This window comes from Plantactinospora alkalitolerans (genome assembly GCF_015690345.1).
Lineage (GTDB): Bacteria > Actinomycetota > Actinomycetes > Mycobacteriales > Micromonosporaceae > Plantactinospora > Plantactinospora alkalitolerans.
Genome location: NZ_JADPUN010000258.1, coordinates 1 through 20,220, shown reverse-complemented (window position 1 = coordinate 20,220; position 20,220 = coordinate 1). Strand labels below are relative to the sequence as shown.

Below are 20,220 nucleotides of genomic sequence, written 5' to 3'. Positions count from 1 at the left end.
CCGACCGACGCTGTCCGGCAGCGCGGACGCCAGTCCGCCAAGCGCCGCTACGAGTGACCTGCGGCGCTGCGGTTACGCCGGAGCGAGCAACGGTACGACCTCGCCCGAGCAACAACGGATGGCCCCCGAGCCAGCCGGCTCGGGGGCCACGCGTCAGGTATCTGGTGCTGTGTCAGGCGGAAAGCGACTGCAGCCGCTTGGCGATCGCAGACTTGCGGTTCGCCGCCTGGTTCTGGTGGATCACGCCCTTGCTGACCGCCTTGTCGAGCTTGCGCGAGGCGTCCCGCATGAGCTCGGTCGCCTTGGTGGCGTCTCCGCTCTCGCTGGCCTCGTTGAACTTGCGGATGGCGGTCTTCAGCGACGACTTGACCGACTTGTTGCGCAACCGGCGCTTTTCGTTCTGCCGGTTGCGCTTGATCTGGGACTTGATGTTCGCCACGCGACAGCCTCGTCCTGGTAGCTAGCTCAGCCTGGTAGCTAGGGTTTCCGTTTGCTTTGATGCGCGGCGCGACTATGCACGTCACAACGCAGCCGTGTCGGCACGCGCGAAGAGCCACGTTACCAGGTGGCCGGCTTCGAGGCCAAAACGGCTCATCTCCATCCCTGCCGCCCGGCCAGCCAACCGAGCGACATCTCTGCACTCCACCGCTGATGCGCCCGGATGTGTGGTGAGCCGGTGCTCGGCCCGGCGGCGGCGCGTACCAGCCAGTATCCGGAGAGCGCGGCGAGCGCGGCGTCCAGGCCGTCGGGCGGTGCGTCGTACGCCGCCGGATGGCTTCCGAACAGCTCGTCGGCGTCGAGCCCGCTGGCGTACGCGGTGACCAGGAGACCGGCCAGGTCGAACCAGGCGGGCCCGAAGCAGAGCCACGTCCAGTCGCAGAACCAGGCGGCACCGGAGGCGCTGAGCAGGACGTTGTCGACCCGGAGATCGCCGTGGATCATGGACGTGCTCCGGGTGTACCCGGGCAACCGGGCCTCCAGAGCGGCCAGTTCGGGTAACCGGTGCCGGGCGACGTCGGGCAGGTTCGGCAGTGTCTCGCGGCCGGCGACCAGCTCGCCCCACCAGGCGAGATCGGCGCGGACCAGTTCGTCGAGCCGGGGCGCACCGAGCCCGACCAGGCCGGGTGGGGGTTTCCGCAACGCGTCGGCGACGGTCGCGTACGCCGCCAGGGTCGCGTCCAGTTCCGCCGGCACCCAGGGGAGGCCGGGCATCCGCCCGTCGATGGCGTCCAGACAGATCACGAAGTAACCGGCAGCGGTGAGCGTCCAGCGCGGCCGGGCGACCGCGAGCTCGGCCGGAAGTACGGCGGTAATCGCGGCTTCCCGTGCGTACCAGTCGCTCAGGTGTCGCTGGTCGATCAGCGACGCTGCCTTGACGAAGACCCGATCCCCGGCCACGGTCTGTAGTACTGCCGCAAACCCGCGCGTGAAGCCGCCACCGGCGGTGCTCGCCCAGTTGACCCTGTCGCCCAGCCGGGCGGCGATCGCGGTCCGCAGTTCGGTCGGGAGGTCGGCCCAGCCGGGCCGTACGGCGGTCGCGTCGTACGGTCGGGGCGGTACCGAGATGGCGGCCATGTCGACAAGTCTGCCCTGGCCCGGATGGCGTACCCGGACAACGGCTCGCCGAGATGACCGCTTCATCCTCCGTCAGCCGCCGCGGGCTCGGCGGCTGGCGCGACACGTGGGCGGGGGCGCCCCCGTGCTCGCTGAGCACGGTGCCGGCCGGTTGGGAGCCGGGTGCCGAGTCGGGTGGTGACCGGTTCGGTGCCGGGCCGTGACCGAACTCGCGGTGGTGATCCGCCGGCCACGGCCGGGCGCCGCCGGGCGGCATGGGAACATAGAAGGCCCATCGTCGTCAGCCAAGCAGAACGGACCGCCGTGCCACCGACGCCCGACCCCGGCGCGAACCTTCCTGGTGCCACCGACCCCGGCCGCATCCGGAACTTCTGCATCATCGCCCACATCGACCACGGCAAGTCGACGCTGGCCGACCGGATGTTGCAGCTCACCGGCGTGGTCGACCCACGGCAGATGCGCGCCCAGTATCTCGACCGGATGGACATCGAGCGGGAACGCGGCATCACGATCAAGAGCCAGGCGGTCCGCATGCCGTGGACCATCCGCGAGGGTGACCGGCAGGGCGAGCAGGCCGTGCTCAACATGATCGACACCCCGGGGCACGTGGACTTCACCTACGAGGTGTCCCGGTCGCTGGCCGCCTGCGAGGGCGCCATCCTGCTGGTCGACGCCGCGCAGGGGATCGAGGCCCAGACCCTGGCCAACCTCTACCTGGCGATGGAGAACGACCTCCACATCATCCCGGTGCTCAACAAGATCGATCTGCCGGCCGCGCAGCCGGACAAGTACGCCGAGGAGTTGGCGCACCTGATCGGAGGTGACCCGGGCGACTGCATCCGGGTCTCCGGCAAGACGGGTGAGGGCGTCGAGTATCTGCTCGACGAGATCGTCCGGCAGTTCAAGCCGCCGGTGGGCGACGCGGATGCGCCGGCCCGCGCCATGATCTTCGACTCGGTATACGACGTCTACCGTGGCGTGGTGACCTACGTCCGGGTGATCGACGGCCGGATCGAGGCTCGCGACAAGATCAAGATGATGTCCCTCGGTACGGTGCACGAGCTGCTGGAACTCGGCGTGGTCTCTCCGGAGATGGAGAAGGCCAGGGCGCTCGGCGTCGGCGAGGTGGGCTACCTGATCACCGGGGTCAAGGACGTCCGGCAGTCGCGGGTCGGTGACACGGTCACCATCAACAACCGGCCGGCGAGCGAGGCCCTCGGTGGGTACAAGGACCCGAAGCCGATGGTCTACTCGGGCCTGTACCCGATCGACGGCTCCGACTACCCGGCCCTGCGGGACGCGCTCGACAAGCTGAAGCTCAACGACGCGGCGCTCAACTACGAGCCCGAGACGTCGGCGGCGCTCGGCTTCGGCTTCCGCTGCGGCTTCCTCGGCCTGCTGCACCTGGAGATCATCGGTGAGCGGCTGGAACGCGAGTTCGGCCTCGACCTGATCTCGACCGCGCCGAACGTGGTCTATCGGGTGGCCCTGGAGGACGGCACCGAGGTGACGGTCACCAACCCGAGCGAGTACCCGACCGGCAAGGTGGCCGAGGTCTACGAGCCGGTGGTCCGGGCCACCGTACTGACCCCGAACGACTACGTCGGCGCGGTGATGGAGCTGTGCCAGGGGCGGCGCGGTTCGCTCCAGGGGATGGACTACCTCTCCGCGGACCGGGTCGAGCTTCGCTACACCCTGCCGCTCGGCGAGATCATTTTCGACTTCTTCGACCAGCTCAAGAGTCGTACCAAGGGCTATGCCTCGCTGGACTACGAGCCCTCCGGGGAGCAGCAGTCCGACCTGGTGAAGGTCGACATCCTGCTCAACAGCGAACCGGTCGACGCGTTCAGCGCCATCGTGCACAAGGACAAGGCGTACAACTACGGCGTCTCGATCGCGGCGAAACTGCAGAAGCTGATTCCCCGACAGCAGTTCGAGGTGCCGATCCAGGCGGCGATCGGCAACCGGGTGATCGCCCGGGAGACCATCCGGGCGATTCGCAAGGACGTGCTGGCCAAGTGCTACGGCGGTGACATCAGCCGGAAGCGGAAGCTGCTGGAGAAGCAGAAGGAGGGGAAGAAGCGGATGAAGATGGTGGGCCGGGTCGAGGTTCCCCAGGAGGCCTTCATCGCGGCGCTCTCCACCGGTGACTCCGGCGACGGCAAGGCGGGCGGCAAGAAGTGACCCCTCGGGGGTACGGCCCCAGCGCCTCCTTCTGCCCCCGGTGCGCGACGCCGTTGTCCGCACCCGCCCCGACGACCTGCACCGGTTGCGGGTACCAGCTTTTCGTCAACGCCCGCCCCACGGTGGGGCTGATCGTGCTCGACCGGGACCCGGCCGCCCCGCCGGCCCAGCCCTCCGAGCCGGCCCAGGCGCCCGACCCGGCCCCGGCGCCCGCCCCGGCCGGGCCACGTTTTCTGGCGGTCCGGCGGGCGGCGGAGCCCATGATCGGCCGGTGGGAGATGCCGGGGGGATTCTGTGACGGCTGGGAGCACCCGGCCGAGGCCGCCGTACGGGAGGCTCGCGAGGAACTGGGCGTGGAGATCACCCTCGGTGACTTCATCGGCATGTACGTCGGAAGCTACGAGTTCCAGGACGAGTTTCTGCCGGTCCTCGACAACTTTTTTCTGGCCACCCTGGAAGCCCGGGAGATCGTGCTCGACCCGGCCGAGTCCACCGAGCTGACCTGGTTCTCTCTGGCGGATCCACCCCCTCTGGCCTTCGCCACGATGGATGCGGCGATCCGGGATGCGGCGCGTCGTCTGGGTCACTAGGTCGGTTTGAGCTTTTCCCCCTTCGGGAATCTAACTGTCACCACGACAACGTGACTGATCTGAAGGAGGACGGCCGTGGAACTCACCGTCTGGGGTATCATCACCGCGCTCATCGTCGGCCTCGTCATTGGCGCACTCGGTCGTCTCGTCGTACCGGGCCGCCAGGACATGCCGATCTGGTTGACCATGCTCATCGGCGTCGGTGCCGCACTGCTCGGTACGGTCATCGCCCGCGCCGCCGGCATCGCGACCGCGACTCCCGGCATTGACTGGACGGAGTTGCTGATCCAGGTTGTCCTGGCTGCCGTGGCGGTGGCTCTGGTTGCCGGGGTCGGTCGCCGTCGGCGAGTGAGTCGCTACTGAGCACTCCACTCTCCCAGCATCGGGGGGCGCCGGCCGACTCGGTCCGGCGCCCCCGTGCTTGTCCGGACCTTCCGCGTCCGGCTTCGACGATGCTTCGGCACGGTACGTGTCCGGTTTCGGGTCTGGCGTACGTTGCGCCGAGCCGCTAAATTCACCACGGTCATACGATCGGATGATCGGCCGATCAGGTGGTCGGTGTCACCTAGAGTGGTGATTATGATTTTCACATTTGCACCAAATGATCTTAGATGTTACGCTCCGTAAGTGTCCACGGAATCTTTCCCGGGAAGCACTACGTTGTCACATCAGCAGCTTTCCTATCGGCACCCCAAGGCGGCGCTGTACCTCGAGGTGTACACGCCGCTGGTGGAAGCGTGGTTTGAGGCACTGCGCGCTTCCACCGCGCTGACGGAATTGCGAGGCGCCGCCCCGGATCGCGATCTTGTCGATAACCTGCAAAGGCTCGACCTGCTATTCCGCGATCTGGTCGACGGTCTCTTCGACCGGCCGGGCGCAGTTCTGGATCATTCGATGGCGGTCGTGGCCGAACATCGGGATGCGGTCGTCTGGGAAGATCAGATGGTGCCGTCGACCGGCGCCGGCGCTGCGGAACTGGCGGCGTCACTGCGGCACAAGTTCAAGCGCAACATCAGCCTGGCCATGCTGGAGGCGTTGATCTGTCTGGAGTCGGCACTGGCGTACGGGCGGGACGCCGTGGGTCTGTCCGGCCAGGCGCTGGAGACGACCCTCCGGGCCAGTACGCCCCTGCTGGCGAGCCTGTCCGTCCTGCACGACGAGCAGGAGATGGTCCGGATGCGACATCTCACGGGGGATCCGAGGGAGATCCAACATCCGCGGTTCACCGTTGCGGACATCGCCGGAGGCGCCTTCCGGATCGCGCCCGACAAGTTCCGGATCGTCGGCCCGGAGGATCAGCGGAAGATTCGGTTCGCCAGTGTTCCGCCCAGCCGGCTCGTGCCGTCGACTCCGACGATGAAGTGCCCGGCGCACCAGTTGACGAACGAAAATGGCCAGCGCTTGAACGACGAGTTGTGGGATCTTCTCGTGGATATCTACCGGCTGTCCGGGCGGTTGACCTAGTCAGTTGGACGCCGGCGCCTGGCACCCGCCGGGAACGTGAACCAGATTGGCTTCCAATCACGTTCACGGTTGGCGTGGCCCGCTGGGAGCCGACCCGCCGGATCTGTCGTCGCAGCTCACGGGACGACAGATCCGATCACCAAAGAATGTCCCGATCGGTATCGTCGCCGGGGTTCCTCCGGAATTAGCGGCGATGCGGCGATAATTACCGAGGGTTATAGGTTTCGCCCGGCGTACGTACCGGCCCTGTCCAATGACGTGGGACAGGGCCGGTACGCCGGGCCGGTTCAGTGGTCCCGGGAGCCGCTTCCGCGGCTCAGCGCAGCCAGGGGATGCTGCGGTCGAGCAGGCCCCGCTCCTTGAGTTCCTTGCGCAGCGGGATCTCGTCGTCCACGTAGCCGTTCCAGTTGATGCCCCAGTAGTTGGCCGTGTGCGTGCCCTCACCCAGCAGCTGGCGCTGGACGGGCGTGCGGTTGGCGTACCACTGGCCGTCCTTGTCCGGGTGCAGCTCGTCCAGCGGGCGGATCCACCGGTAGGTGTAGCCGACGAAGAGCATCTTGCGGGTGATGCTGGACAGGTTCGTGGACCGCGAGTGCCACTGGCGCCGGTCGAAGATGAACGCGTCGCCGGGGTTGGCGGTGATCTCGACGGTGCCCTCGGGATCGGGGTTCTGCACCGACAGGTCGGCCGGGCGCGGCAGCGAGTTCCACAGGTGGCTGCCCGGGATCACCTTGGTCGCACCCCGGCCCTTCTCCGACAGGTCGGAGAGCACGTAGGCGATCTTGAGCGAGAACATCGGCCGGGGCAGGTTCGGGTCCATCGTCTCGGGATCCGAGTTCTGCCGGTAGCCGTCCTGGTGCCAGCCCCAGTACGGCTTCTCCGGCTCCAGCGCCGGAGGCGTCACGTCCAGGTGGTTGTGGTGGGTGTAGATGTTCCACCCCGCCAGGCCCCACATGTAGGGAAAGGCGATCGGGTGGGTGAGCAGTTCGCCGAAGAGCTCGTCCCGCTCCAGGAAGCCCAGCAGGTGCAGGGTGCCGTCCTTGGTGGTGTTGCCGGCGGCCTTCTCCTCGGCGTAGACCCGGTCGACCGCCTCCTCCAGGGCCGCGCGGTGATCCTCGGTCAGGACGTTGCGGAGCAACATGAAACCCTGCTCGTGGAACTCCTTGCGATCCGTGTCACTGATCGGCTCGTATCCGGTCCGGCCGCCGTAATCGAACACCGTGTCCATCCCCTCCCCATAAGGGTGAAACTCTTTCTGAGCACACAGGCTGCCGATCCTAACCCTCTCGGCAAGAGCCCGAGCCCGGCGCTGTGCCGGCGGATCAGCGAGGGTCAACCGGTGGTACGGAGGGCAGCGAGAGCTTGACTCTAAGCAACGAAATCTTAGGAGAATCGGGGTGGTGATACCGATATGCACGTTTGTGCAATCACTGCGGGTTAGCGAAAGTCGCCAGTTCCGACTCAGTCGGCGAAGACCTCGGCGATCACTCGATCCGGGGTGGCCGAGTCATCCCGCACCTTCGCCCATGTGCCGCCGTCCGCGGTCCATTCCAGGTTGGCGAACCGGACCGTCTTCACCCCGTGGTCGTCGGCGTGCGACACGAGCCAGTGCGCGTAGCGCCAGCCCACCCGTGCGTCCGCGATCGGTACGGCCAGACCGGTCAACTCCGCCGGGACCGACGTCTCCAGGCGCCCCCAGTCGAGCTTCAGACCGGCGGTGAGGGCGGCGGCCGCCGCGTCACCGCGCATCGCGGGCTCCCGGCCCACGGTGCAGGCCACCGCGCCGGTGGCGTTGCCGAGCAGCGCCCGGGTCAGCACGGTCGACTCGTCCGCCCACTGCTGGTACGCCCGGGGAAAGGCCGAGCGCTGCACCTTCTGCGCCGCGTCGGTGATCTCCATCCGCTCCCAGCCACGGACCTTGCGGAGCGCGTTGTAGAACTTGGTGGCGGCGTAGCGGGGGTCCTGGATCTGCTCCGGCGTCCCCCAGCCCTGGCTCGGCCGTTGCTGGAATAGCCCGAGCGAGTCCCGGTCGCCACCGCTCAGGTTGCGTAACCGGGATTCCTGGAAGGCGGTCGCGAGCGCCACCACCACGGCCCGCTCGGGCATCTTGCGCCGGATGCCGACGGCGGCGATCGTCGCCGCGTTTGCCATCTGTTCGGCGTTGAGGGCGACCCGACCGTCCGCCTCGACCACGCAGCCGCGGGCGACCGTCGGCAGGGGCAGCTTGTGCCCGAACTCGCGGGCGCTCAGATAGACGCCGAAACCGGCGACCGCTGCCAGCGCGACTCCCGCCGCCACCATCGCCCGAGTCCGCACCGCCACCCCTTTTCGATAGTGCGACACAGCCTACTTCGCCCAGTCGTAATCTTCGGCACACCAGGTGCGGAACGCCGTATCCGGCCCGGTATGTGTCTTCCGACCGCCCGGGAACTCAGCTGCTGGGTACCCATCGGGGAGGCCGTTTCTCGCCGAACGCGGCAACGCCCTCCCGACCCTCCGCCGAGTGGAAGTACCGGGTCGACAGCTCGGTCAGCTCGGCCAGCCCGGTCCGGAAGCCCTGTGCCGGCGGACGCCGCAGCAACTCCTTGGCGCCGGCCAGGGCGCCCGGTGCGCCCCGGACCAGTGCGAGGCAGTACGAGGCCACCGTCTCGTCGAGGGCCTCTGCCGTCGTGACCGTGGTGACCAGTCCGATTTCGGCCGCCCGGCGCCCATCGAAGACGTCCCCGGTCAGGTAGAGCTCCGCCGCGGCCCGGGGTTGCAGCCGGGGCAGCACGGTCGACGAGATGACCGCCGGAACGACCCCGAGCCGTACCTCGGTGAAGGCGAACGTCGCCTCCTGGGCACAGATCGCGATGTCGGCCGCCGCGACCAGACCCACCCCACCGGCCCGGGCCGGGCCGCCGATCCGGGCCACCACCGGCTTCGGACACTCCCAGATCGCCGCCAGCACGTCACCCAGCATCGCCACCGGCACGGTGCCGTCCCGGTACGCCGCCGCCGTCTCCTTCAGATCCGCGCCCGAGCTGAAGACCGGCCCGGCGTGCGAGAGCACCACCACCCGGACGGTGTCGTCCGCCACCGCGGTGGCCAGCTCGGCGAGCAACTGGGTCATCAGCGGAGTGGAGAGCGCGTTCCGGTTGTGCGGGCTGTCCAGGGTGAGAGTCGTCACTCCGTGCGAGGTCGACACCCGGACGAGCGCGTCGGGGACTGAGGTCATGCCGGCACACTAGTCGTATGCCAGGAGTGCTCCCAGAGGGTGAACCCGTACCCGTCGACGGCTCGCTGCCCGACGCCGCGCGCGCGACCGTGGGAGCCCGGGGGTTCGGCGTCTACGTCCACGTGCCGTTCTGCGCGAGCCGCTGCGGCTACTGCGACTTCAACACGTACACCCCGGCTGAACTCGGCGGGAACGCGGACCGGGACGGCTACGTCGACCAGGTCCTCGCCGAGCTGGCGATGGCCGGTCGGGTACTGGGGGACCGGCCGCCGGCCCGGGTCGACACGGTCTTCGTCGGCGGCGGCACGCCCACCCTGCTCCCAGCCGACGATCTCGCCCGGATCCTGGACGGCATCGACCGGCTGTGGGGCCTGGCCGGCGACGTCGAGGTCACCACGGAGGCGAACCCGGAGTCGGTGACCCGGGAGTCGCTGAAGGAGCTGCGGGCCGCCGGCTACAACCGGATATCCCTCGGCATGCAGTCGGCGTCGCCCGGAGTGCTCGCGATCCTCGACCGGCGGCACACCGCCGGCCGCGCGATCCAGGCCGTCGGGGAAGCTCGGGAGGTCGGGTTCGACCACGTCAACCTGGACCTGATCTACGGAACGCCGGGGGAGAGCGCGGACGACTTCGCGACGTCGCTGGCGACGGTGATCGACGCCGGGGTCGACCACGTCAGCGCGTACGCCCTGATCGTGGAGGACGGCACCCGGTTGGCGGCCCGGATGCGGCGGGGCGAGCTGCCGTACCCGGACGACGACATCGCGGCAGACCGCTACCTGGCCGCGGAGGAGGCGCTGTCCGGTGCGGGTTTCTCCTGGTACGAGGTGTCCAACTGGGCTCGGACGCCGGCCGCGCGGTGCCGGCACAACCTGCTCTACTGGGCCGGCGGGGACTGGTGGGGTCTCGGGCCGGGCGCGCACAGCCACGTCGGCGGGGTCCGCTGGTGGAACGTGAAGCATCCGGCGACGTACGCGGCCCGGCTCGCGGCGGGAACCTCCCCCGGCCAGGCCAGGGAGCTGCTGTCGGCCGCGGACCAGCAGGTCGAGGACGTGATGCTGCGGCTGCGGTTGGCCTCCGGCCTGCCGCTGGCGACCCTGGACGACGCGGGTCGGGCGGGTGCTCACCGGGCCTACGACGCCGGTCTGCTGGACCGGTCGGAGTACGACGCGGGACGCGCCGTCCTCACCCTGCGCGGGCGGCTGCTCGCCGACGCCGTCGTCCGCGACCTGCTGCCCTGACCACTTCGCCCCGCTCCGCCCTGCTCTGGCCGGCTCCACTTCGGCCCCGCTCCCGTTGCGTCCGCCGTCCTCCGCTCCGTTCCGCTTCGTCGGGTGGAGTCGGCGGTGGCCCGTGCCGGAGCCGGCACGGGCCACTTCGAGGTTCGAACGGGTACGAGGGTTACTTGACCATGCGGATCGTCATCGGATAGTGGTACAGCACGCCCTCGTTGGCCTTCATGCCGGCCATGATCGAGAAGATGAGCACCACGAGCCAGGTGACCAGCGGCAGGAAGAACAGGATCCCGAGCGAGCACATCGCGATGATGACCGCGACGATCGAGGCGATGCCCCAGGTGATCTGGAAGTTGAGCGCCTCGACGGCGTGCGCCCGGACGGTCGGCGACTCGTTCCCCTTCGCCAGCATCGCGACCAACGGGGCGATGAAACCCGCGATGATCCCGCCGAAGTGGGCGATCAGGGCCCAGGTCTTCTCGTCGTTGGTGGCGTAGCCGGCCGGGGCGCCGTACTGGCCGCCCGGTGGCGGGTAACCGCCCTGCGGATAACCACCCTGCGGGGGGTAACCGCCCTGCGGGGGATAACCGCCCTGCGGGGGATAACCGCCCTGCGGGGGATAACCACCCTGCGGGGGGTAGCCGCCCTGCGGGGGGTACGCGCCTCCGCCGGAGGTCGGCGGGGGATATGCGCCACCGCCGGAGGTCGGCGGGGGATATGCGCCGCCGCCGGAGGTCGGCGGGGGTGCGCCCGGCGAGTACGGATCGTGTGGCGGACCACCCGGGCCGTAGTCTCCGGGAGGGCGAGGTGGTTCAGTCATGGGGGTCACGGTAGGTGCCCGGATCAAGTGACGCCAGCCACGCTCCCGATCGGATCTGGACAATAGCCGACCGTACCTGTTAGGTCAGCCGGGGTAGGGTGTCCGGGCAAGCCTGTTGTCCGGGCTCAGGCAGCCCTTCCAAACGATCATCGCGTCCGGTACGCCTTGGTCGTAGACTGGCACTCGCTAGAGTCGAGTGCCAGGGAAACCATGGCCCGACCGTCGTGGCCGCCCCGGCCGTACCGGTGCCGGGGTCGGGACGTCGCAGGGAGGTGAGGATGGGTCTCGACGACCGCAAGCTCGACGTGCTGCGCGCGATCGTGGAGGACTACGTCGCCACCCAGGAGCCGGTCGGCAGCAAGGCGCTGGTCGAGCGCCACCAGCTCGGGGTGTCCCCGGCCACCGTCCGGAACGACATGGCGGTGCTGGAGGAGGAGGGCTACATCCGGCAGCCGCACACCAGCGCGGGCCGGGTGCCCACCGACCGTGGTTACCGGCTCTTCGTGGACCGGCTCTCCCGGGTCAAGCCGCTCACCCCGGCCGAGCGCCGCGCGATCGAGCGCTTCCTGGTCGGCGCGGTCGACCTCGACGACGTGGTGCACCGTACGGTCCGGTTGCTCGCCCAGCTGACCCGGCAGGTGGCCGTCGTGCAGTACCCGAGCCTGGCCCGGTCCTCGGTGCGGCACCTCGAACTCGTGCCGATCTCCACGACCCGGCTGATGCTCGTCATGATCGCCGACACCGGTCGGGTGGAGCAGCGCCTGGTCGAACTTCCCGGACCGGTCAGTGCCGACGACGTGACGGACCTGCGCCGGCTGGTGAACGAGCGGCTCGGCGGCCAGAAACTGGCCGAGACCCCGCCGCTGGTCCAGGCGCTGATCGACGAGGTGGCCCCGGGCCTGTCCCCGGCGATGACCACCCTCGCCACCGTGCTGATGGAGACGTTGGTCGAACGCCACGAGGAGCGGATCGCCCTGGCCGGCACCGCGAACCTGGCCCGCGGCGGGCTGCTCGACTTCCAAGGGTCGCTGCGACCGATCCTCGAAGCGCTGGAGGAGGAGGTCATCCTGCTCAAGCTGATCGGCGAGGTCGAACCGAACACACTCCAGGTCCGGATCGGCGACGAGAACGAGATAGACAATCTCCGGGCCACCTCGGTGGTCAGCACCGGATACGGTCCGGGGGCCACCATCGTCGGCGGTCTCGGCGTGTTGGGCCCGACCCGGATGGACTATCCAGGCACCATCGCCACGGTGCGGGCCGTGGCACGCTACGTCGGCGACGTGCTGGCGCAGAACTGACCACCAAGCTCACCCTGAGACGACCGGCGGACGGTAACGCGAGACAGACATGAGGACACGGAACGCAGTGGCCAAGGACTACTACGGGATTCTCGGCGTCAGCCGGGAAGCCTCCGACGACGAGATCAAGCGTGCCTACCGGAAGTTGGCGCGGCAGTACCACCCGGACGTGAATCCGGATCCGGAGGCACACGAGAAGTTCAAGGACATCAACGCCGCGTACGAGGTCCTCTCCGACGACCAGAAGCGGCAGATCGTCGATCTTGGCGGGGACCCGCTCGCTCCGGGCGGCGGCCCCGGCGCGGGACCGGGTGGGGCCGGTGGGCCGTTCGTCGGCTTCCAGGACATCATGGACGCGTTCTTCGGCGCCGCGGGTGGCTCCCGGGGACCACGGCCACGTACCCGGCCCGGTGCCGACGCCATCCTGCGGCTCGAACTTGACCTGCAGGAGACGGCGTTCGGGGTCGAGGCGCCGATCGCGGTGGACACCGCCGTGCTCTGCACCACCTGCTCCGGAGCCGGTACGGCGTCGGGCACCCACCTCGCCACCTGTGAGGCGTGCGGCGGGCGGGGCGAGGTGCAGTCGGTGCAGCGCACCTTCCTCGGCCAGGTCGTCTCGTCCCGGCCGTGCACCGTCTGCCAGGGCTACGGCACGGTCATTCCGCACCCCTGCCCGACCTGTGCCGGCGACGGCCGGGTGCGTACCCGGCGCTCGCTCACCGTCAAGATCCCGGCCGGGGTCGAGGACGGCATGCGGATCCGGCTGGCCCAGCAGGGCGAGGTCGGCCCCGGTGGCGGTACGGCCGGAGACCTGTACGTGGAGATCCACGAGCGACCGCACGACGTCTACTCCCGCAAGGGCGACGACCTGCACTGCCGGGTGACCGTTCCGATGACCGCGGCGGCGTTGGGCACCCGGCTGACCATCAAGACCCTGGACAGCGAGGAGCCGGTCGACGTCAAGCCGGGAACGCAACCGGGCTCGACGCTGCGGCTGCGGGCCCGGGGCGTTCCGCACCTGCGCGGTACCGGCCGGGGTGACCTCTACGTCCACCTCGACGTCCGGACGCCCACGAAGCTCGACCCCGACCAGGAGCGGATGCTGCGGGAGTTCGCGAAGACCCGCGGCGAGGAGGTCGCCGAGCTGAGCAAGCAGGGCGGCTTCTTCTCCCGGATGCGCGACGCCTTCAACGGCCACGCCTGAGGCGCGACCGGCGGACCGGCCCGCTGACCGTCACCGGACAACCGGTGCGGCCAGCGGGCCGTTCCGGTGTCGGAGCGGCTTTCCGGGTACGGAAACGTCCGGTGAGCTAACCTGCTCGCCGTGAGTGCGCCGTTGTTCCTGGTCGAGTCGCTACCGTCCGATGACGTCGTCACCCTCGACGGACCGGAAGGGCACCACGCCGCGACCGTACAACGACTGCGTGCCGGCGAGGAGCTGCTGCTCGCCGACGGGCAGGGCGGCACGGCCAGCGCCGTCGTCACGGCCGTCGGCCGGGGCACCCTGACGGCCACCGTCACCGCTCGGCGGTACGTCGAGCCGCCCGACCCGAGGCTCGTCGTCGTGCAGGGCATCGCCAAGGGCGATCGGGCCGAGTTGGCCGTGCAGGCGATGACCGAGGTCGGCGCGGACGAGATCGTGCCCTGGGCGGCGGAGCGCTCGGTCGCGCAGTGGCGGGGGGAGCGGGGTGTCCGGGCCCGTGAGCGCTGGGTGGCGACCGCCCGGGAGGCGGCCAAGCAGGCTCGTCGGCCCTGGTTGCCGGTCGTGTCCGGAACTCCGGCGGCGCCGGACGAGTCGACCCGGCTGATCGCCCGGCGGATCAGCGAGGCGGCGGCCGGTTTCGTCCTGCACGAGGAGGCGGAACTCCGGCTCGCCACAGTGGACCTGCCGACGACCGGCGGGATCGTCCTGGTGGTCGGCCCCGAGGGCGGCGTCTCGCCGACCGAACTCGACACGCTGACCTCGGTCGGGGCGGTCCCGGTACGGCTCGGCACCGAGGTGTTGCGGACCTCGACCGCCGGGGTCGCCGCGCTGTCCGTACTCTCGGCCCGGCTCGGCCGCTGGTGAGTACGTGGGTCAGCGGGGACCGCTGGAACCGGCGACTGCCGAGGAAAGGGTCAGCCGCATCGTGGGGGAGGACCTGGGCACGAAGCCCAGGGCCCGGTAGAGCGGCTCCCCGTCCTTGCTGGCCCCCAGGTCGACCCTGGTGACTCCGCGCTGCCGGTACCAGCCCAGCAACGCCTTCATTCCGGCCCGGGAGTATCCGCGCCTGCGGTAGCCGGGGTCGGTGGCCACGTTGAAGACATATCCGATGTCACCGCTGGGATTGTCCGGACCGCCCAGCCGGCACTCGATGACGCCGATCACGCACGCCGCCAGCTCGCCGGGCCCGTCCGGCTTGTCGACGACAAAGGCCGCCAACGAGCCGTCGGCGTCCGCCAACCGCCGTCGCAACGTCTCCACCGCGGTCTCCTGCCACGGGCCGGGCGCCGGCTGCCGCCCGTGCATGGCCGCCAGCATCACGCCACGCAGCCTCACCAGTTCCCGGGCATCGTCGACGACCGCACGTCGTACCCTGATCACACTGCGGACCGTACCGGCGGGGCCCCGATCCGGCCACCGACTATCCGTGCGTCCGGGGGGTACGTCCCGAACGCGTCGAGCGGCCTCCGGAGCCATGCCGGACCGGCTGGCCTGGGCGATCAGATGTCGACGCCGACGGCCAGGCGTACGTCCGCGACACTGCGCGCGGCCTCGATCCGATAGCTGCCGAACCGGGTGGCCCAGCCGTCCGGCCCCCAGACCTGGAACGTGCGCGTCGGCAGGGGCACCCGGACGGTCACCGACTCGCCGGGAGCCGCCTCGACCCCGGCGAAGCCGGCGAGCCAGCGGACCGGCCGGTCGGGCTCGGCGGCATCCGGACCGACGTACACCTGCACCACCTCGCGGCCGACCCGCCGGCCGGTGTTCTGCACCGTGGCCACCGCGACCGGCCCGTCCGGTCCGGTCTCGACGGTCAGCGACCGGTAGCCCCAGTCGGTGTAGCCCAGTCCGTGTCCGAACGGGAACAGCGGTTCGGCCCGCCAGCCCCGGTAGCCGACGAAAATCCCCTCGGAGTAGTCGAGTACCCCGTCCGTCGGAGTGGTGTCCAGCGCCGGGCAGTCCTCCGGGCGGAGTGGCCAGGTGGTCGGCAGCCGGCCGCCGGGCTCGGCCCGACCCAGCAGTACGTCGGCGAGCGCCCTGCCGGCCTCCTGACCGGGGAACCAGGTGAGCAGGATCGCCGACACCTCGCCGGCCCAGGGCATCAGGACCGGGGAGCCGGCGTTCACCACCACGACCGTCCGGGGATTGGCCGCCGCGACCCGGAACACCAGATCGTCCTGCCGGCCGGGCAGGGTCAGTGAGGTCCGGTCGAACCCCTCCGACTCCACCTCCTCGGTGGTGCCGACCACGACCACCGCCACATCGGCGTCGGCCGCCACCCGGGCCGCCTCGTCGAGCAGCATCTCGTCGAGCGCCGTTTCGTCGAGCGCCGTTTCGTCGAGCAGCATCTCGTCGAGCGCCGCCGCGTCGAGCGCCGTCTGGGCGAGCACCGCCGCGTCGATCACCGCATCGGCCGCGTCGCCTCGTCCCGGAACCGGGCCACGATGACCGAGGGTGAACAGGACGTATCCGGCGTGACCGTCGACCACCCGCCGGGTGAGCCGCACGTCGACCGGCTCGCCGGCGCGTACCGGCACGTCGAAGCGACGCTCGACCGGGGCGCGGAAGACCGCGTCGGGCTCCTCCGCCTCGTCGAACAGCGGGCCGTCGAAGAGTTCGGCGTCGTCCAGGGCGAGGGTGAACAGCCCGAAGCCGTCGATCGCGAGTCGGTGCGTGCCGCTGGTCATCGGGGTGTACCGGGCGGAGAGTTCGATGCTCGCCAACTCGGCCGGCCGGATCCCGTCCGGCAGGTCACCCATCCAGCGCACCGTCGCCCGGTCCAGTTCCGTCCGGTAGAGCACCCGGCCGTCGGCGGCCCGCAGGGTCGCGGTGATCGGAGTCCACTGCACACCGCCGGCGGCCGGCAGCCGGTGCCGGGGATCGGCGCCGACCGCGTACCCGATTTCGACGTCGGGGAGCGCGGCGGTCAGGCCGGCGAGCGGCGAGATCGCGTGCGGCGGCGCGACGAGCGCGCTGCCGCCGCCCTGGATCCGGGCATCGTCGGCGAGCGCGCCGAACACCGCGACCCGGCTGAGCCGGCCGGCGTCCAGCGGCAGCAGGTCGCCGCCGTTGCGGGCCAGCACGAACGACCGGGTCGCCACCTCGTGGGCCACGGTGGCGCCGTTCCCGGCGGTGGGCCGGTCGGCCGGATCCACCGCCGGGGGTACGCCGTCGAGCAGCCCCAGCCGGCCCGCGAGCCGCAGTACCCGCCGCACCTTGTCGTCGACGACCGCCTCGGCAACGGTGCCGTCGCGTACGGCGGCGACCAGTGCCGCACCCCACGGATCACCGGCGGCCGGCATCACCACGTCGAGTCCGCCGTTGGCCGACGCCGCGGTGCTCCGGGCGGCCGTCCAGTCGGAGACCACGACCCCGTCGAAGCCCCACTCGTCCTTGAGCAGGTCCCGGAGCAGGCCGCCGTGCTCGGTCATCGTGCCGCCGTTGACCCCGTTGTACGCCGCCATCACCGCCCAGACTCCGGCGGCGACGATCCGCTCGAACGGAACGAGGTAGATCTCCCGGAGTGCCCGCTCGGAAACCCGTACGTCGGCAGTGAACCGTTCGGTCTCCGAGTCGTTGGCGACGAAGTGCTTGACGGTCGCCCCCACGCCCAGGTCCTGGACGCCGGTCAGGTAGCCGACGCCGATCTCGGCGGTGAGCAGCGGGTCCTCGGAGTAGCACTCGAAGTGGCGCCCGCCCAGCGGGCTGCGGTGCAGGTTGACGGTGGGGGCGAGGAGCAGGTGGATGCCCTTGCGCCGGCACTGCGCACCGAGCAGCCGACCGGCGCGGCGGGCCAGCCCGGGATCCCAGGTGGCGGCGAGCGCGGTGGGGCTGGGCAGCGCGATCGACGGGTCGTCCGGGGTCCACCGCACCCCGCGTATCCCGATCGGTCCGTCCGACATCACCAGCGAGTCGAGGCCGATCTCCGCGATGGCGGGCAGGGTCCAGAAGTCCTGGCCGGACAGCAGTCGTACCTTGGCCTCCAGGTCCAGCGCGGCCAGTGCCCGTTCGCGTACCGCCTCGTCCCGGCCGACGGCCGTTCCGTCCCCGTCGCGCGCCGTCTCGTTCCGCCGACCGACCGCCATTCCGCACCTCCGCTGGCCCAGATATCGATCATCCTGCCAGCCGTGCTCGGCCGGCGTGCGCCGTCGGATCCGGACCAGGCCCCGCGTGGGCTCAGGTACGCAGGTAGGACGCGCCGTTCAGGTCGACGATGGTGCCCGAGGCCCACTCCGCCTCGGGCGAGGCCAACCAGTGCACGGCGGCGGCGATCTCCTCGGGCCGGGCGACCCGGTTGAACGGGCTCTGCGCCCGGATCGCGTCGCCACGTACCGCCTTGAGGTGTTCGTTGGTCATGTCGGTCTCCACGAAGCCGGGTGCGACAGTGGCCACCGCGATGCCGTACGGGGCGAGGGCGACCGCGAGCGACTGGCCGAGGGCGTTCAGCCCGGCCTTGCTGGCGCCGTAGGCCGGCTGGGTCGGCTCGCCCCGGAAGGCGCCCCGGGACGAGACGTTCACGATCCGTCCGCCCCTGTCCCGCAGGTGGCGTGCGGCGCACCAGATCGTGTTGGCCGCGCCGATCAGGTTGACGTCGATCGTCCGACGCCACTGCTGCTGCCACTGCTCGTAGGACGCGTCGAAGATCGGGTGTACGTCGTCCGCCGCACCGAACACCCCGGCGTTGTTCACCAGCACGTCGAGCCCGCCGAGCCCGGCGACGGCGTCGTCGACCATGGCCTGCACGGCGGCCGGGTCGGCCAGGTCGGCCCGGACCACGATGTGCCCGTCGCCGGGCAGTGCCGAGACGAGCTGCTCGGCCAGTGGTGCGGAGTCGCGGTGGTGCACCGCGACCCGGTCGCCTCCCTCGGCGAACGCCATTGCCACCGCACGCCCGATCCCTCGGGACGCCCCCGTCACCAGCACCGCTCGTCCAGTCATCCGATCATGATGCCGGGGCTGGCCACCGATCCGGCACCCGACCCGGCCGGCCGAGGCCGCCGAAGCGGCTGAAGATCGCGAACCGGCCCGCCGGCTGAAGATCGCGAACCGGCCCGCCGGCTGAAGATCGCGAACCGGCCCCGCCGGCTGAAGATCGCGAACCGGCCGCGCCGGCCAACGGTCCGGCCCGGCGCACCCTACGATTCCGGGGATGGAAATCAACTGCCTCTTCTGCCGGATCGTGGCGGGCCAGATTCCCGCCACCGTCGTCCGGGAAACCGACACCACGCTCGCCTTCCGCGACATCAGCCCGCAGGCGGCGGTGCACGTGCTGGTGATCCCGAAGGAGCACTACGCGGACGTGGCGACCCTGACCCAGGCCGACCCCGCACTGGCCGGCGACGTCCTCGGCACCGCCGCCGTGGTCGCCGAGACCGAGGGGCTGCTCGCCGACGGCTTCCGGTTGATCTTCAACACCGGCCAGTTCGGCGGCCAGGAGGTCTTCCACGCGCATGCGCACGTGCTCGGCGGCGAGCCGTTGGGCCCGATGCGTTCCCGCTGAGCCCACCGCCCACCACCAGCTCTCCGACCAGGCGATATCATCGGTGATCTTGGTGAGGGGGCAGATGTGACCGAGGTGGGCCGACAGCTCGAGCGGATGGTCCGACAGGCGCAGGCGGAGTCGCGGATACCCGCGCTCTCCGTCGCGTTGCACCGGGCCGACCGCACGCCGTGGACCTGCGAGGTCGGGTCCACCGGCGGCGCGCCGCTGAACGGGCGGACGACGTTCCGGATCGGTTCGGTCACCAAGACCTTCACCGCCGTACTCGTGCTCCAGTGCCGCGACGAGGGCCTGCTCGACCTGGACGACCCGATCGGCGCCCACCTCGACGTGCCCGAGCACGGCGGGCTGAGCGTACGCCGGCTGCTGTCGCACACCTCCGGAGTGCAGCGCGAGCCGTACGGCGACGTGTGGGACACCCTGCACACCCCGCGCCTCGACGAGTTCCTCGCCGACCTGGCCCGAGCCGAGCGGGTACTGCCACCGGCCCGGCGGTTCCACTACTCCAACCTGGGTGCGGCGCTGCTCGGCCAGGCCGTCGCGCGGATTCGTGGCGGCACCTGGGCGGAGGTGCTCGCCGACCGGGTCCTCGGACCTCTCGGGCTTTCCGACACCAGCCTCGCCCCCGGGCCGGAGTCGGCGACCGGGTTCCTGGTGGACGCGTATTCCGACCACGCCCGGCCGGAGCCGAACACCGACCTCGGTGCGCTCGGGCCGGCGGCACAACTCTGGAGCACCGCCTCCGACATGGCGCGCTGGGCGGCGTTCCTGGCCGACCCGGCGGCGCTGGACCCGGCCGGTGCGGTGCTCCGGCCGACCACCCTCGACGAGATGCGCTGGCCGGTGACGACGACCGACGAGGCGCTCTGGACCGCCGGCTTCGGGCTCGGCCTGATCCTGGTCCCGCAGGGCGAGCGGTCCGGCGGGGGACGGTCGGCCGGCGGTGGGCGGGTGCTGCACGTCGGCCACGACGGCGCCATGCCCGGCTTCCTGGCCAGCGTCTACGGCCGGCGCGGCGGCACCGGTACGCCGGGCGCGATGGGATGTGCCGTGCTCGGCTCCTCCGGAACCGGGGTCGCGGTGAACGAACTGTCGCACCAGATCCTCGCCGCCTCGGCCCGGGACGACCC

Annotated in this window: 19 protein-coding genes; 10 read left to right on the top strand and 9 right to left on the bottom strand. The window is 70.6% G+C overall.

What is annotated here, in order from left to right; translation table 11 throughout:
* Nucleotides 1–172 precede the first annotated feature (172 nt).
* Both rpsT and I0C86_RS29705 read right to left on the bottom strand, forming a co-directional pair.
* Nucleotides 173–439: a 30S ribosomal protein S20 gene (gene rpsT, locus I0C86_RS29710; protein ID WP_192771709.1), complete on the bottom strand. Its 267-nt coding sequence runs from the start codon at nt 437–439 to the stop codon at nt 173–175.
* A 152-nt stretch (nt 440–591) separates the two neighbouring features.
* Complete coding sequence (locus I0C86_RS29705) at nt 592–1,575, bottom strand: phosphotransferase family protein (protein ID WP_196204624.1); 984 nt, start codon at nt 1,573–1,575, stop codon at nt 592–594.
* 303 nt (nt 1,576–1,878) lie between these two features.
* Here I0C86_RS29705 and lepA point away from each other — a divergent pair, with 303 nt between their 5' ends.
* The 4 genes from lepA to I0C86_RS29685 all read left to right on the top strand — a co-directional run bounded on the left by lepA (nt 1,879) and on the right by I0C86_RS29685 (nt 5,813).
* Complete coding sequence (gene lepA / locus I0C86_RS29700) at nt 1,879–3,759, top strand: translation elongation factor 4 (RefSeq protein ID WP_196204623.1); 1,881 nt, start codon at nt 1,879–1,881, stop codon at nt 3,757–3,759.
* Nucleotides 3,756–4,349: an NUDIX hydrolase gene (locus I0C86_RS44610; RefSeq protein WP_323373915.1), complete on the top strand. Its 594-nt coding sequence runs from the start codon at nt 3,756–3,758 to the stop codon at nt 4,347–4,349. Before lepA ends, I0C86_RS44610 begins: the two co-directional genes overlap by 4 nt.
* Before the next feature lie 75 nt (nt 4,350–4,424).
* Nucleotides 4,425–4,712: a GlsB/YeaQ/YmgE family stress response membrane protein gene (locus tag I0C86_RS29690; protein WP_130461060.1), complete on the top strand. Its 288-nt coding sequence runs from the start codon at nt 4,425–4,427 to the stop codon at nt 4,710–4,712.
* Nucleotides 4,713–4,976: 264 nt separating this feature from the next.
* Complete coding sequence (locus tag I0C86_RS29685; protein ID WP_196204621.1) at nt 4,977–5,813, top strand: hypothetical protein; 837 nt, start codon at nt 4,977–4,979, stop codon at nt 5,811–5,813.
* A gap of 316 nt (nt 5,814–6,129) precedes the next feature.
* Here I0C86_RS29685 and I0C86_RS29680 read toward each other — a convergent pair whose 3' ends face one another.
* From I0C86_RS29680 to I0C86_RS29670, 3 genes are all read right to left on the bottom strand, one after another.
* Nucleotides 6,130–7,041: a phytanoyl-CoA dioxygenase family protein gene (locus tag I0C86_RS29680; RefSeq protein ID WP_196204620.1), complete on the bottom strand. Its 912-nt coding sequence runs from the start codon at nt 7,039–7,041 to the stop codon at nt 6,130–6,132.
* A gap of 233 nt (nt 7,042–7,274) precedes the next feature.
* Nucleotides 7,275–8,135: a hypothetical protein gene (locus I0C86_RS29675; protein WP_196204619.1), complete on the bottom strand. Its 861-nt coding sequence runs from the start codon at nt 8,133–8,135 to the stop codon at nt 7,275–7,277.
* A 109-nt stretch (nt 8,136–8,244) separates the two neighbouring features.
* Nucleotides 8,245–9,030 (bottom strand): enoyl-CoA hydratase-related protein, encoded by a 786-nt coding sequence (locus tag I0C86_RS29670; protein WP_196204618.1) that lies wholly within the window; start codon nt 9,028–9,030, stop codon nt 8,245–8,247.
* Nucleotides 9,031–9,047: 17 nt separating this feature from the next.
* On the opposite strand from I0C86_RS29670, the gene hemW reads away from it, so the two are divergent.
* On the top strand, nt 9,048–10,271 hold the full coding sequence (gene hemW, locus I0C86_RS29665; RefSeq protein ID WP_196204617.1) for a radical SAM family heme chaperone HemW: 1,224 nt from the start codon (nt 9,048–9,050) through the stop codon (nt 10,269–10,271).
* A gap of 160 nt (nt 10,272–10,431) precedes the next feature.
* Here the strand turns inward: hemW and I0C86_RS29660 are convergent, their stop codons facing one another.
* Entirely contained in the window at nt 10,432–11,085 is a 654-nt protein-coding gene (locus I0C86_RS29660) for a DUF4870 domain-containing protein (protein ID WP_196204616.1), read from the bottom strand.
* 278 nt (nt 11,086–11,363) lie between these two features.
* On the opposite strand from I0C86_RS29660, the gene hrcA reads away from it, so the two are divergent.
* From hrcA to I0C86_RS29645, 3 genes are all read left to right on the top strand, one after another.
* A complete protein-coding gene (hrcA, locus tag I0C86_RS29655) occupies nt 11,364–12,386 on the top strand; it encodes a heat-inducible transcriptional repressor HrcA (RefSeq protein ID WP_196204615.1) in 1,023 nt (340 codons plus the stop codon).
* Between the two features lie 67 nt (nt 12,387–12,453).
* Nucleotides 12,454–13,590 (top strand): molecular chaperone DnaJ, encoded by a 1,137-nt coding sequence (dnaJ, locus tag I0C86_RS29650; protein WP_196204641.1) that lies wholly within the window; start codon nt 12,454–12,456, stop codon nt 13,588–13,590.
* Nucleotides 13,591–13,710: 120 nt separating this feature from the next.
* Nucleotides 13,711–14,454, top strand: coding sequence for a 16S rRNA (uracil(1498)-N(3))-methyltransferase (locus I0C86_RS29645; protein ID WP_196204614.1), 744 nt, complete (start codon nt 13,711–13,713; stop codon nt 14,452–14,454).
* Nucleotides 14,455–14,463: 9 nt separating this feature from the next.
* Here I0C86_RS29645 and I0C86_RS29640 read toward each other — a convergent pair whose 3' ends face one another.
* The 3 genes from I0C86_RS29640 to I0C86_RS29630 form a co-directional block, all read right to left on the bottom strand.
* Nucleotides 14,464–14,970, bottom strand: a complete 507-nt coding sequence (locus tag I0C86_RS29640) for a GNAT family N-acetyltransferase (RefSeq protein ID WP_196204613.1) — start codon at nt 14,968–14,970, stop codon at nt 14,464–14,466.
* 119 nt (nt 14,971–15,089) lie between these two features.
* Nucleotides 15,090–17,675, bottom strand: coding sequence for a beta-glucosidase family protein (locus I0C86_RS29635; protein WP_196204612.1), 2,586 nt, complete (start codon nt 17,673–17,675; stop codon nt 15,090–15,092).
* A 91-nt stretch (nt 17,676–17,766) separates the two neighbouring features.
* Nucleotides 17,767–18,528: an SDR family NAD(P)-dependent oxidoreductase gene (locus I0C86_RS29630; RefSeq protein ID WP_196204611.1), complete on the bottom strand. Its 762-nt coding sequence runs from the start codon at nt 18,526–18,528 to the stop codon at nt 17,767–17,769.
* Nucleotides 18,529–18,739: 211 nt separating this feature from the next.
* On the opposite strand from I0C86_RS29630, the gene I0C86_RS29625 reads away from it, so the two are divergent.
* The gene (locus I0C86_RS29625; protein ID WP_196204610.1) at nt 18,740–19,090 is read left to right on the top strand and encodes a histidine triad nucleotide-binding protein; all 351 of its coding nucleotides are present in this window, start codon (nt 18,740–18,742) and stop codon (nt 19,088–19,090) included.
* 96 nt (nt 19,091–19,186) lie between these two features.
* The coding region (locus I0C86_RS29620) for a serine hydrolase domain-containing protein (protein WP_230395004.1) at nt 19,187–20,220 on the top strand (1,034 nt) is incomplete at its 3' end.